The sequence below is a fragment of the Holdemania massiliensis genome (assembly GCF_022440805.1).
GTDB lineage: Bacteria > Bacillota_I > Bacilli_A > Erysipelotrichales > Erysipelotrichaceae > Holdemania > Holdemania massiliensis_A.
The window spans coordinates 2,823,438-2,836,841 of record NZ_JAKNTK010000001.1; the positions used below are offsets into that span (position 1 = coordinate 2,823,438).

Genomic DNA, 13,404 nt, shown 5'->3' on the forward strand with positions numbered 1-13,404 from the left:
CCCTTTCCTGTTGATTTAAAAGATTGGCGGCGTGCAGATCCACAGCACGCGGGCGGGTTGTGCCGAATCATTTTTCAGGCAATGACTGAACGATCCCTTAACGTAAAATGTCTGCCCTTTTTTGACGATATACGCTTTCCCCGTATCCAGATTGACCAGCTTGATCCGCCCAGACAGCACATAGCCGAATTCCTCCCCTTCATGGACAGCGACTTCGTGCGATTGTCCCTGTGTTGGCAGCTCCAGCAGAATCGGCTCCATTTCGTTTTTCTGCGCGTTGGGCACGATCCAGTGAATTGTGCATTCCTCACGCTCGTCAACGAAGTAGTCATCGTCAGTAAAGACTAGTTTTTCCTCCGTTTCCTCCTGGAAAAACTTCGCCAATGTCGTTCCCAGAGCTTCCACGATATCCTGCAGTGTGGCAATCGATGGAGAAGTCAGATTCCGTTCCAGCTGCGAAAGAAAGCCCTTGGTTAATTCGCAGCGGCTGGCCAGTTCCTCCAGCGTCAGATTGTTTTTTGTCCGCAGCTGTTTGATCCGATATCCGATATCCATCCAACCCCTCCTTTTCCGCTTCCAAGTTTAGCATCACTAAACTTTGCGGAAGCATTTAATAAACACAGATATTATTATACATACGCGGATGTAAAATTCAATAGTTTTAAACAAAAAGATTACTGTTGTTAAACTTTTTTTATTTCCGATGCCGCTTTCCGCAGACACTGCATTGACGGTAAATGGAAAATTTCGATTTATCCCTGGCGATCTGGCCTTGTCGTCCGTTTTTTTCCAAACCGAAATTTCTTTTTAAGGCAACAAATATGCATTGAGTTAGAAGATCATCTATTCGCAGGCCTTGATCCTCAGCCTGATCTTTTTTACCTGCGCGCCGCAGGCGGAAAATCTGGAGTCCTGCTTTTTAGCAAGGGTTGAACCTGAGCTGTCTACAGCTTTCCCTTAATCCCACAGCTTCATCCCTTTCCCTTAAAATTAGTCAAAACAAAAAAAGCCGGATACAACAGTACCCGGCCGCATAGTGCATAATTTTTTTGATAGAAGTAAGCCTGTTTATCTCGGACGCGCATGAATTCAAGCCGTCAGGATTCGTTTTGTCAATTTGCTTTTACTCTTACAGCAAACCGTCGATCATGTTTTCCAGCATGTTCTTGGGCTGGAAGCCAACGCTCTGCTTCACCGCTTTGCCTTCTTTAAATGCGATCAGTGTCGGAATCGACATGACGCCGTAACGTTGTGCCAGATCCTGTGACTGATCAACATTCACCTTCACAATATCCAGCTTGCCTTCATACTTCGCGGCCACTTCTTCCAAAACCGGCGCCAGCATTTTGCATGGTCCGCACCAATCCGCAAAGAAGTCCACGAGCACCAATCCGCCCTTTGCTGTAATTTCATCAAATTCCTGCGTATTTACAATTTTCATCAACGTATTCCTCCTGTTCAGTAATCTAAGTATATCACAGTTTTTTCCTTTGCATACTGAAATGCTCAGCAAATAAACCAGGCCGAAAAATCAATTGTACTGAGAAGCAAACACGTTTAAACAGGAATAAAACGCCGTCGATTTCTATTTACACAAAACAACTCAGCCAAAACAAAACAGCCCGCAGGCTGTTTTGAAACAAGCTTATTTTTAACTGAACGGCTTACAGCTTGCTTGCTGCACCACGGTCAACGATGACGGTGACATCCGGATGGTTCTGCAGAACGCTCGCCGGGCAGTCTTCCGTCACTGGGCCTTTGATCATGGCATACACTGCGTCAGCCTTGTTTTTGCCATTGGCAACCAACAGGATCTTCTTGGCTTTCATGATCGTTGCGATGCCCATCGTAATCGCTTCCGTTGGAACTTCTTCTCCTAGCGGATCGAAGAAACGGGCGTTGTCCTGACGTGTCTTTTCCTTCAATACGACGGTATGCGTCAGCGTATCAAAGGAAGTTCCCGGCTCATTGAAACCGATATGTCCGTTAGCGCCGATGCCTAACAGCTGAATATCGACCTCAAAGTTCTTCATCGCTTCTTCATACTTTTCGCATTCAGCCTGAATGTCAGCGCTGTCGCCAACTGGAACGTGTACATTCTCTTCCGGAATGTCCAGGCCGTTAAACAGGTTCTCATGCATGAACGTCCAGTATGTCTGGCTGTGATCCCGCTTCAGGCCGATGTATTCATCCAGGTTGAAGGTGACGACATTCTGATAAGACGTTCCGTTTTCCTGATGATCCTTGATCATATTCTGGTACAGACCGATCGGACTGGAGCCTGTCGCCAGACCCAGAACCGGATTGGACTTGGATGTGATGACCTCTTTCATGACTTCAAAAGCTTTTTCGCTCAGTTCGTCATAGTTTTCGGTCACAATAATTTTGAACATTTGAATTCCTCCCTTTTTCATCTATAACAATAGCACGAAAGCGTGGTAAACTCAACGCTCAGCGCACTTGTTAACGAATTAAAATTAACCGATTTCAATCGTATATGAAGTCGTAAAGCTGCCGTTTTCCTTTAATTGAATCGTGCCTTCGCGTTCCTCAAACGGAACCCGTACTTCTTCAAAATCGCCGTGCCCGTGCCATGGTTCAATGCACAGATACGGAGCGTTCTGCTTCGTCCAGAAAGCCACCCAGCGATAGCCCGCAATGCTGACCTTAACGCTGTTCTTGCCATTGGTCAAGGTGACGTACGGGGAACGCAGATGTTCAAACAAAAGTGTCGGAATATTCTTGAAAGTTGCATAATCCAACGCAATTTCACGTTCTTCATTCAGGCACAGCGAGGCGTCGCCATGCGTTGTCGTCTGAGTTTCCGGGCAGGCAAAAACAAGCTTGTAATCCTCAAAACGTTCATCCGCACGCATCGGACAGTTGAAGGCCGGATGCAGACCAAATGAGAACGGCATCATCCGCGGCGAATGATTCTCAATCCGATAGGTGATCGTCAGCTGTTTTCCCGTCAGTTGATAGGTTACCGTCAGCTTGAACGCAAACGGATACTGCGCAAGGGTTTCCGCATTGTCACTTAAGGACAGCACGATTGTGTCGTCGCTGACACTTTCCACTGTGAATTCGCTGTGGCGGGCAAACCCATGGTTTCCCATTTTATACGTTTTTCCATCAATTTGGTAGTCCTTAGTCCAGGTACTGCCGACCATCGGAAACAAGATCGGATTGCGGCCAGCCCAAAACTGCGGATCGCCCTGCCACATGTGTTCAATGTTCTTTTCCTTGTCGTAAAAACTGGTGATTTCGGCTGCCTGTGTCTTAACTTCAACAACGGCCAGTTCATTTTCAATTCTCGGCATGATTTTCCTCCTCAATCAGTCCAAAATGCAGACAGGTCTTATAAATTCCATCGCGGTCAACATCGTCAGCCACATAGTCCGCCGCCTGCTTGGCTTCATCGCAGCCGTTGCCCATTGCCACGCCTAACCCGGCTCGGCGGATCATTTCCACATCGTTATAGCCATCGCCAAACGCCACTGTTTGTGCTGCGTCAAAGCCCCAGTGGGCTGCCAGCTCCAGCATTCCGCTGGCCTTGTTGGCATCAGCAGCCGTGACTTCGTTGGCAAAATGCATGACCATCAGATGCGAATGTTCCAACAGTGCGCGGATCGCTTCGACATGTACGGCATCCTTGGTATAAAAGATAATGTTGACTAAGGGCTGGTGTTTCCACAGCGTCTGACCGGGACGCATCTTATACAGAAAATAAAACAGATCGCTGATTTCCTGCGTGTAATGCTGATCGTGACTGTTCTCGCCGTGGACACCGCTGTAGCGAATGACCAATTCATTGCGCCGACAGTAATCGATCACCCGTTCAGCATCGCCTTCATCGATGATTTTGGCGGCGATGATCTGCCCATGGTCGATGATCACGCCGCCCTGGGCGCAGACGATGCCGTCCAGCATATCCCGCAGCTTCTGCGGCAGGTTGACCAGTTCCTCCACCGCCCGGCTGGTGCATAACGCAATCTGACTGCCGTTTTCCTTCAGCTTTTCCAAAGCCGTGTAGGCAGAGGCTGGAACATCGTGAAGCGTGTGGGAGAACAGCGTGTGATCAATGTCGAAAAAGACGGCACGGGCTTTACTCATGCAGCATGGCCTCGCCCAGCACCCATGTTTGGGCTACGCTGTAATCTTCGTTCAGTACGCATAAATCAGCGTCATAACCGGTTTCGATCAGGCCTTTGCCGACAAAGCCCATCCGCCGTGCGGGATTGATTGTCGCCGCATTGATCGCCGTAGCCAGCGGCAGCTTCATCATTTCAATCAGGTTGCCGACTAAGATGTTCATGCGGTTAGAGCTGCCCGCCAGCTTGCCGTTAGGCAGCCGTCCGCAGCCATCTTCACCGACCGTCACATCCCGGCCCTTCATGTGATAGAAGCCTGGCTTTAAACCTTTGATTGATACGGAATCGGTGACGCAGATCAGTCTGTCCTTGCCTTTGGCCTGACCCAGCACACGCGCTACGGCTGGATGGACATGCACTCCATCCGCGATCAATTCCGCATAGATATCCTCGAAATACATGGCGGCCCCGGCTGTTCCCGGCTCCCGATGATGCAGTCCCAGCATTCCGTTAAACGTATGCGTAAAGCTGTCCGCCCCATCCTCAATCGCGGCGGCACACTCATCGAATTTGGCTCCGGTGTGTCCCATGGCCACTTTCACGCCCTGCGAAACACAGTAGCGGATCAGCGCATGATCATCATCTTTTTCCGGTGCGATGCAGATCATCTTGATTTTGCCGTCCGCGGCTTTCTGATAACGCTGGAATTGTTCAACATTCGGTTTCTGAATTAAATAGGGATTGTGCGCCCCTTTGAATTCATGGGAGATCTGCGGACCTTCGACATGAATGCCCAGGATTTTAGAACCGCGGTGATTCTCGTCGATGATCTGACTGATCAGTGCATAGGATTCCAACAAGTTGCTTTCCGGCGCGGTTGAGGTGGTCGCTAAAAAGCTGGTGACGCCATCCTTCGGCAGATATTCAATCCAGTCGATCAGTCCTTCGCGGGTCGCATAATTGCAGTCCAGACCGTTGTAGCCATGGCAGTGAATATCAATCAAGCCCGGCAGAATCCGCTTATCGCCGTAATCCACGTCGGCTTTCTGAGCGTTGTAAGTTTCGATCGCTGTGATTTTTCCGTTGTCAAAAACAAGCTGCGCCGGCACGAATTGTTCGTTCAGCCAGACACGTGTACTTTGAATTCTCATCCTTATTCCCTCTTTTCCTTGGGTCTCTCATTCCTGTTTGAATCATGTTGGAGATACAGCTTTCCGCGATCAGCCTGCGGGCTCTTTCACTAGTTCCTTGCGAAAACAGCGTTTAATCTTATACTACGCCGGAAAAGCTGTTCATGCTTGGTCTTTTTTACAGAGAGGATCGCTTTTTCTCTTGCCTTAAACATCCAACTACAAAGAAAAACCTGAAAAGTTCAGGTTTTTACAGCATTTCTTTTCCGAGGCAGTATGTCTGAACGACATCGTAATCCCGATTCAGAACAACCAGATCGGCATCATAGCCAGCCATGATCTTACCCTTGCGGTCATCCATCTTCAACAGCCGAGCCGGATTCAGGGAAACCATATTGACTGCCCAGTCAAATGGCAGCAATGCCTTTTCTACCAGATTCTGCAGACCGCGGTTGAACTTCAAAGTGCCGCCGGCCAGCGTGTCGGTGCCATGCAGATAAGCGGAGCCGTTTTCACGGATATCAATCTGATTGCCGCCCAGTTCATAATAGCCTGGTTCGCAGCCTTTCGCACACAGTGCATCGTCAATCATGACCGCATAATCGCGGCCTTTGGCTGTAACATAAGCATTCACCGCTGCCCAGTTGACATGGTTGCCGTCACAGATAATTTCACCGTACGTATCGCGGCAGCGCATGGCAGCGCCGACCAGATTCGGGGTCCGGTGATGCAGACCGTTCATGCCATTGAAGACATGCGTCATCGAATTGGCACCGTTGGCAATGCCCATCAGCGCATCTTCATAGGTCGCACCGGAGTGACCGATGGAAACACAGACGCCATGGCTGGAAGCGTAGCGGGTCAAAGCCCAGTCCGGATCCATTTCCGTCGCCAGCGTCATAACTTTAATCATGCCCTTCGCGGCTTCCTGATATTTCTTGAACTGTTCTACATCCGGAGTCACGATAAACTGTTCCGGCTGCGCGCCTTTATTTTTTGCGTTTAAATACGGACCTTCAAAATGAATACCGAGGATCTCCGCACCTTCATAGCCTTCGTCAACGACTTCCGTCACATTGATCAAAGCTTTCGTCAGAACTTCTTCACTCTGCGTTACCGTTGTCGGCAGAAAGCCGGTAATGCCTTCCTGGGTCAGTCCTTTAGCCCAGTTGCGCAGTCCTTCATGATTGGCATCGTTGGTATCAAAACCCAAACCGCCGTGGCAATGGATATCAATCATGCCCGGCAGGATTCGATCTTCGCCGTAATCCTTATCGACCGGCTTGGTTCCGTATGGGTAAATTCCTGTGATCTTCGCGTCTTCGATCTCCAGCTGCGCTTCAATGAACGTACTGGAAACCCAAACTTGCTTACTTTGAATAATCATCTTTTAGTCCTCCCTTGATGTTCTTATTATATCCCCTTTGAAAATTGAATTCAACAATTCCACCCTTCAAAGATGGCTTTTTTATTCATAGATTGATTAATATTTTGTGATAATAATTTCATCATTGAAGGCAGACTCAACGAACCTTGCCAATCAAGATCGAAATGGGGATAAAATGGGCATAAAAGACATCTCCGTCTCAGTAAGCCGCTTTTTGACGATTAGCCTTAAGCTTCATATTTTGAACGAACACGAGGCTGCATCAAGTAAAAAAACGCCGCAATTCACAGTGTTTCATTGACAGCGTTTTTTAACTCCACCTTTATTTTTTCTAAGCGTACAGATCAGCCCCTGCGTTTCGGCTTAAAACGAGAGGTTGAAGGGGATGACGATCCATCTGAAATGGACCGTTGATCACGCGGATTCTGTTTTTTCTCCGCCCTGCCGGCCGCGGTTTTTTTCTTTGTCGGATCCGCTTCTGCCTTTCGGCCCTCGGTTTGATTTTTTCTTGGCTTCTGATTTTTCCTAGTTGATCCGTTACCCTGCGCATAGGATCGGCTTTTTTCATTTTTTCCCCATGGCACAGGCGGAATCAGACAATGGCGGCCATAACCGATCAAATCCGTTCGGCCGGCTCGAGTCAGCGCCTCCTGCACAAGCTTGTAATTGCGCGGCGCATTGAACTGCATTAAGGCCCGCTGCAGCTGCTTTTCATGAGGATCGCGGGCAACATAGACCGGTTTCATCGTCATCGGATCCAGACCCGTCCAATACATCGTCGTCGAGATCGTAGCCGGCGTGGGATAGAAATCCTGTACCTGTTCAGGAACATGATTGATCGACTTCAGATAACAGGCCAGTTCGATCGCATCATCCAAATCACAGCCGGGATGCGAACTCATCAGATAAGGGACCAGGAACTGATTTTTTCCATATTCCTGATTGAGTGCCAGATATTTTTCCCGGAATTTCTCATATAAGGCATGATTACATTTCCCCATCGTATCCAAGACCTTATCGCTGACATGTTCCGGTGCGACTTTCAGCTGTCCGGAAATGTGATACTGCACCAATTCCCTAAAAAAAGTGTCATCTTTATCATACATCAAATAATCGTAGCGGACTCCGGAACGGACAAATACTTTTTTTACGCCCGGCAGCACCCGCAGTTCCCGCAGAATGCTCAGATAATCCTGATGCGTTACCTCCAGGTTTCGGCATGGCTTGGGATGCAGGCATTCCTTTGTGGGACAGGTTCCCCGGCGCAGCTGATCTTTGCAGGAAGGGTGATAAAAATTCGCAGTCGGACCGCCGACGTCATGAATATAGCCTTTGAAATCCGGATCCTGCGTAATTTTGATTGCTTCTTCTACAATCGATTGTTTGCTTCGCGACGAGATTACCCGACCCTGATGATTGGTCAGCGCACAGAAGGCGCAGCTGCCGAAACAGCCGCGGTTGGAAATGATCGAAAAGCGGACTTCATCAATCGCCGGAATGTGATGATACATTGGATGAAAGGTGCGTTGATACGGAAGAGAATAAGTAAAATCCATCTGTTCCTGAGTCAAAGGGAGAGCTGGGGTATTCGCAACGACATACCAGCCGGAATACGGTTCCACCAGAATTGAAGCCTTGATCGCATCAATGTTGAGATGCTGAAGGCGGAAACTTTCAGCATATTTCCGTTTATCCTGAGCCACTTCCTCAAAGGACGGCAGCCTTTTGTATTCAAACAAATGATCGATGGATTTGCATTTATAGACAGATCCCTTAATCCAGATAATATCCTGAATGGCCAGTCCGCCGTCCAGCGCCTCAGCCAGCTCAATAATTGAATTTTCACCCATGCCGTACAACAAAAGGTCGGCTCCGGAATCCAGCAGGATCGATCGGCGAACCTTGTCATCCCAATAATCGTAATGGGCCAAACGCCGCAGTGAAGCTTCAATCCCGCCCAGAATGACCGGCGTATGCGGGTAAAGCTGTTTGATTTTCTGAGCATAGACAATTGTGGCCCGATCCGGACGCTTGCCCATTTCCCCATTGTCCGTGTAATTATCCTTATCCCGTCGGCGCTTGGAAACAGAGTAATGATTGACCATGGAATCGATATTGCCGGAGGACACCAGAAATCCCAGCCGCGGTTCACCAAATTCCATAAACGGTTCATTTCGGGTCCAGTCCGGCTGCGCAATCATGCAGACCTTGTAGCCATAGGCTTCCAGCATGCGGGTAATAATCGCCGGACCGAAGGAAGGATGATCTACATAGGCATCACCGCTGACATATACAAAATCAGGCTGCGTCCAGCCGCGCTGTTCCATTTCTTTACGTGTTACAGGTAAAAAATCCGTCATCGTCTTCCTCCTTGGCCGCTCATTCGCGGATGTCTTCTGCCCGCTTCTCTCCAGCTTTTTGAGCATTGCTTGCTTCTGTCCCCTGCTTCCTTTCCTTGTATGAAGGTCTGGGTCAGACAAAACCGCGGAATTCGTTGAATCCTCCGGTTTTGAGTTTCTGCAGCAGCTGTCTTTATTGTACTTGAATTTTTATTTTTTGTCTGCCTTTGACACAAGAAAAAGCGCTGGTCAGCGCTTTAACTCAATGATCTTTTCCCAGGCACAGTCGCTGCGGCCAAAGTGACCGTAAGCGGAATAACGGCTGTAAATCGGTTTTTTCAGATCCAACTGACGGATAATGCTGGAAACCCGGAAATCGAAATTCGTGCGGATAATTTCCAGAATTTCCTCATCGCTGACCTTGCCGGTCCCGAAGGTTTCCACATAAATGGAAATTGGTTCGCTCTTGCCGATCGCATAGGATACTTCAATTTCAGCCCGATCTGCCAATCCTGCGGCAACAATGTTTTTGGCGACAAAACGGCAGTAGTACGCAGCGCTGCGGTCAACCTTGCTTGGATCCTTTGAGCTGAAGCAGCCTCCGCCGATCCGGCCCATTCCGCCATAAGTATCGACAACGATCTTCCGGCCCGTAGTTCCGCTGTCACCAAACGGTCCGCCGACAACGAAGGATCCGCTTGGATTCACGAGAATTTTCGTATCCTTGTCGATCAAGCGGGCATCGATGACGGGATGGATCACTTCATTGATAATCTTAGCACGGATTTCTTCCTGTGATGCCTCGGCAGTATGCTGCGTCGAAACGACGATGGTATCCAAACGAACCGGTTTATTGTCTACATACTCCACGGTGACCTGTGTTTTGCCATCCGGTTTTAAAATGGAATGAGCTTCCTGCTTGCGGACTTGTTCTAACCGTTCCGCCAGACGATGCGCCAAAGCGATCGGCATCGGCATGTAGTTTTCTGTTTCATTGCAGGCATAGCCGAACATGATCCCCTGATCCCCGGCCCCCATTTCAGCTTCATCGTGCATCACAGCCTCATAGATTTCTGCCGACTGCTTGGAAACTTTGGTGACCACTTCAAATTCTTCTGTATAGCCGATCTCACGGATTTTGTTCTTCGCGATTTTTTCAAATGGCAGGTCGGCCTTGGTATTGGCTTCGCCATAGATAAAAATCAGGTTGTCTTTAATGGTTGTTTCGACTGCCATCTTGCTGGCCGGATCTTGACGGAGTGCCTCATCTAAAATCGCATCGGAAATGGCATCACAGATTTTGTCCGGGTGTCCGCTGGTGACTGATTCACTGGTAAAAAATTTCTTCATAAATTATCCTCCTTGTCTTTTTTATCAAGGCAGATATGACACATAAGAAAAGCCTCCCGAAAGAAGGCTTCATTGTTCATCGTCCTGCTTTCTTATCGCTGCCAGCATTACCACCTTGCCCAAGGCAGGTTGGTATGAGTTCATCGAGCTGACTCTCTCCCTCATTCTTGATAAAAAGACCAGGAATAGTAAACCATACCTGATCATAAAATGCAAGGATTTCTCTACAAAATCCGGAATTTCCATGTTTTTCCCACATTGCAATGCTTATCATTCGATCCAGACTTCCCCGCCTCCACAAGCTTCACGCGAAAATGATACGGGCAAAGCGTGATGTCTGTACTTTTTACAAAGGAAAACAGCCAGGACCTCAGACTGCAAAAGACAACTAGCCTTCTTTTCTTAACATCCATGGGAAGATCTTTCATTCAGCTTATGGTTTTTAATTTCCCTGACTCACTGATTGCTTCCTTATTTTTTCTCGCGCTTTGTCTTTTGGCGTACTGAACATGCGTATGCGAGCAGTGCGGCCAAAGCATTTCAGATATACTGACGCAGGATAGCGATCAAGCCATCGATATCAATTGGTTTGGCAATGTGATCATTCATGCCTGCCGCCTGAGCAGACTTGACATCAGTCACAAAGACATTGGCTGACAGCGCAATGATCGGCAGAGTTTTTGCATCCTGACGCGGCAGACGCCGGATCGCAGCTGTTGCTTGATAGCCATCCATAACCGGCATTTGGATATCCATTAAAACTGCCGTGTAATACCCCGGCGCCGAAGCTTCAAAACAGTGCACAGCTTCCGCGCCATTTTCTGCGGTGTCCACCAATAAGCCATGCATGGACAACAACTCCACCGCAATTTCACGATTCAGTTCATTATCTTCCGCCAACAAAATTCGCCGGCCGCACAGATCCGGGGCTTTTAGCTCAAGTCCGGTTTCCGCTGGCGTCGGTATCTTCGCGGTGCAGAAAAGCTCCAGAACATGCAGAATCTTCGATTTAAACAGAGGTTTGGAAATAAAGGCATCCGCTCCGGCCTTAATCATATCATCCTCAATTTCGCTGAGATCGTAAGCGGAGATGACAATGATCGGTATTTTGTCCCAGAGCTGATTGCGAATGATGCGGATGGTTTCCAAGCCATCCATCCCCGGCATCTTCCAGTCCAGGATCACAGCGAAGAAATCCTGCCCGCTTTCATGCGCTGCCTGAATTTTTTGAACAGCCTCATAGCCGCTGGAGGCAGATTTGCCGATGATACCCAATTCGCCTAACAGCAGTACAGCATTTTCACACACGATCTCATCATCATCCGCCACTAAGACGGAACAGCCAATCAACTCCTCAGCCTTTTCTTCTTCCTCCTGCACGACCTCAAGCGGAATGGTAACGATAAACTGACTGCCCTGATTCAGCTGACTGTGGACTTCGATGGTTCCATTCATCATCCGCACAATATTGTCCGTGATCGCCAAACCCAGTCCTGTTCCCTGAATTTTATTAATCCGTGAATCTTGTTCACGGGAAAACGGCTCAAACAAGCGCGGCAGAAATTGCTCGCTGATGCCTATTCCATCATCAGTAAAGATGAATTCATAGTAGCCTTTGGCCTGCTTATACGCCCTTGTTTCACGAATTTGGAATTGGATATGGCCGCCTTCCGGCGTATATTTAATCGCATTGGAAAGCAAGTTCATCAAGATCTGATGCAACCGATCCCCATCCGTTATGACCTTTTCGTGACTGACATGATCGACAAAAATCTTAAACTCTTGATTCTTTTCCGCAGCTAAAGGCTTACTCATTTCATAGACATTCTGAACCAATTCCGACAAGTCAACATTTTCCATCGTCAGATCAATTTTCCCGCTTTCAATCTTCGACATGTCCAGCACTTCGTTGATCAGGTTGAGCAGATGCCGGCTGGACAGCTGAATTTTCGTAAGACAGTTATCAATCTTTTCAGGATAGGCAAGATTGGCCTGCGCAATCGTAGCCATGCCGATAATTGCATTCATCGGCGTTCGGATATCATGCGACATCGAGGACAAAAAATTAGATTTGGCTTCGCTGGCAAGCTTTGACGTTTCGTATGCCTCTTCCAGAGCTTTGCGCTGCCGCGACTGTTCAATCCTATCCCGCGTCACATCGATGCCGACACTGTAAAAGGAAGGAATCCCATCCCAGCTGTCTTTTCCGCTGACATAACTGAAGGTCATAGTCAAGATTTTGATTTCCCCTTGGAAGGTCACAACCCGGCATTCAGTCACGGTATCCTTACTGCTGGATTGGGCGTTCTGCATCACTTTGACCGCCCGGGCAAGATCATCTGGATGAACATAGGTACATTGACTGTGAAGCTCATCCTCAAACTGTTCTTTTGTATAGCCGATCAAATCCAGAAATCCGCCGCCATACCATAATATCGTGGACATATCCCGTGCATCAACACGCGCAAACCCACCAGGAATAGTCCGGATAATCGCATCGCGTTCCCGATCCTTTTTGGCCAGCTTGTATTCCGTACTGACCATATCATGCGATAGTTCAATCCGAGCCTGACGGCCTTGCCAGTCAATGATCTTATTTTTGATCATAAACGTTTTTTTCAGATTGGGATTATCAAATTCCCATTCATAAACCTCATCACGTTTCAGCAGCGAGTTGGTACAGAAAGGACAAGGAGTATTCCGTCCCTGAATCACTTCATAACATTTCCTGCCGACGAATTCCTCAGCTTTTCCCTGCAGCGTTTCGCAGGCATGCTTGTTCACAAATAAAAGCTCGTAGGTTTCCATGTCACTGATGTATATATTTCCGGTATATTCGGACATCAGCCATTCAAAATTGGCGATTACATCCTGATGTTCATCACGAGGAGCGGTCACAGGCGTCTCTTTGGACTTCTGTGTTTGACCTTGTTCTTCCTGCTGCAGCACTGTTGTTTTCATCCTGATTGCCTCCTCGGACTCAGATTTATTGAATTGGGATTTTCATTTCTGAATACAATTTCAGACAGACAATCCTTGTTCACATGTAAATTTATTATAGCATATCATAAAATGAAAAAAAGATTAACTCTCATCGCGTAAAAAGC

General features: G+C 48.1%; 10 protein-coding genes and 1 riboswitch. All 10 genes read right to left on the minus strand.

The features are described from left to right. Positions 1–15 precede the first annotated feature (15 nt). Positions 16–555: a helix-turn-helix domain-containing protein gene (locus tag MCG46_RS13140; protein WP_020224157.1), complete on the minus strand. Its 540-nt coding sequence runs from the start codon at positions 553–555 to the stop codon at positions 16–18. Positions 556–1,129: 574 nt separating this feature from the next. Further along, complete coding sequence (trxA, locus tag MCG46_RS13145; RefSeq protein ID WP_020224158.1) at positions 1,130–1,441, minus strand: thioredoxin; 312 nt, start codon at positions 1,439–1,441, stop codon at positions 1,130–1,132. 223 nt (positions 1,442–1,664) lie between these two features. Next, on the minus strand, positions 1,665–2,393 hold the full coding sequence (gene nagB / locus MCG46_RS13150; RefSeq protein WP_020224159.1) for a glucosamine-6-phosphate deaminase: 729 nt from the start codon (positions 2,391–2,393) through the stop codon (positions 1,665–1,667). A gap of 84 nt (positions 2,394–2,477) precedes the next feature. After that, entirely contained in the window at positions 2,478–3,320 is an 843-nt protein-coding gene (locus MCG46_RS13155; protein WP_240280397.1) for an aldose 1-epimerase family protein, read from the minus strand. Further along, positions 3,307–4,113: an HAD family hydrolase gene (locus tag MCG46_RS13160; RefSeq protein ID WP_240280398.1), complete on the minus strand. Its 807-nt coding sequence runs from the start codon at positions 4,111–4,113 to the stop codon at positions 3,307–3,309. Before MCG46_RS13160 ends, MCG46_RS13155 begins: the two co-directional genes overlap by 14 nt. Further along, complete coding sequence (gene nagA / locus MCG46_RS13165) at positions 4,106–5,242, minus strand: N-acetylglucosamine-6-phosphate deacetylase (protein ID WP_020224162.1); 1,137 nt, start codon at positions 5,240–5,242, stop codon at positions 4,106–4,108. Before nagA (MCG46_RS13165) ends, MCG46_RS13160 begins: the two co-directional genes overlap by 8 nt. Positions 5,243–5,471: 229 nt before the next feature. Next, positions 5,472–6,608 carry an N-acetylglucosamine-6-phosphate deacetylase gene (gene nagA / locus MCG46_RS13170; RefSeq protein WP_020224163.1) on the minus strand — a complete coding sequence of 379 codons (1,137 nt, stop codon included), beginning with the start codon at positions 6,606–6,608 and terminating at the stop codon, positions 5,472–5,474. A 344-nt stretch (positions 6,609–6,952) separates the two neighbouring features. Further along, complete coding sequence (locus tag MCG46_RS13175) at positions 6,953–8,968, minus strand: YgiQ family radical SAM protein (protein ID WP_240280399.1); 2,016 nt, start codon at positions 8,966–8,968, stop codon at positions 6,953–6,955. Between the two features lie 228 nt (positions 8,969–9,196). Then, on the minus strand, positions 9,197–10,297 hold the full coding sequence (gene metK / locus MCG46_RS13180) for a methionine adenosyltransferase (RefSeq protein ID WP_154237871.1): 1,101 nt from the start codon (positions 10,295–10,297) through the stop codon (positions 9,197–9,199). Positions 10,298–10,370: 73 nt separating this feature from the next. Then, positions 10,371–10,474: riboswitch (SAM riboswitch) on the minus strand. 363 nt (positions 10,475–10,837) lie between these two features. Next, complete coding sequence (locus MCG46_RS13185) at positions 10,838–13,258, minus strand: PAS domain-containing hybrid sensor histidine kinase/response regulator (RefSeq protein ID WP_240280400.1); 2,421 nt, start codon at positions 13,256–13,258, stop codon at positions 10,838–10,840. Positions 13,259–13,404: the final 146 nt, after the last annotated feature.

Excerpts from the sequence above, each read along its gene's own strand:
- MCG46_RS13140 (WP_020224157.1), bottom strand. The coding sequence starts at position 555 with ATGGATATCGGATATCGGATCAAACAGCTGCGGACAAAAAACAATCTG.
- trxA (WP_020224158.1), bottom strand. The coding sequence starts at position 1,441 with ATGAAAATTGTAAATACGCAGGAATTTGATGAAATTACAGCAAAGGGC.
- nagB (WP_020224159.1), bottom strand. The coding sequence starts at position 2,393 with ATGTTCAAAATTATTGTGACCGAAAACTATGACGAACTGAGCGAAAAA.
- MCG46_RS13155 (WP_240280397.1), bottom strand. The coding sequence starts at position 3,320 with ATGCCGAGAATTGAAAATGAACTGGCCGTTGTTGAAGTTAAGACACAG.
- MCG46_RS13160 (WP_240280398.1), bottom strand. The coding sequence starts at position 4,113 with ATGAGTAAAGCCCGTGCCGTCTTTTTCGACATTGATCACACGCTGTTC.
- nagA (WP_020224162.1), bottom strand. The coding sequence starts at position 5,242 with ATGAGAATTCAAAGTACACGTGTCTGGCTGAACGAACAATTCGTGCCG.
- nagA (WP_020224163.1), bottom strand. The coding sequence starts at position 6,608 with ATGATTATTCAAAGTAAGCAAGTTTGGGTTTCCAGTACGTTCATTGAA.
- MCG46_RS13175 (WP_240280399.1), bottom strand. The coding sequence starts at position 8,968 with ATGACGGATTTTTTACCTGTAACACGTAAAGAAATGGAACAGCGCGGC.
- metK (WP_154237871.1), bottom strand. The coding sequence starts at position 10,297 with ATGAAGAAATTTTTTACCAGTGAATCAGTCACCAGCGGACACCCGGAC.
- MCG46_RS13185 (WP_240280400.1), bottom strand. The coding sequence starts at position 13,258 with ATGAAAACAACAGTGCTGCAGCAGGAAGAACAAGGTCAAACACAGAAG.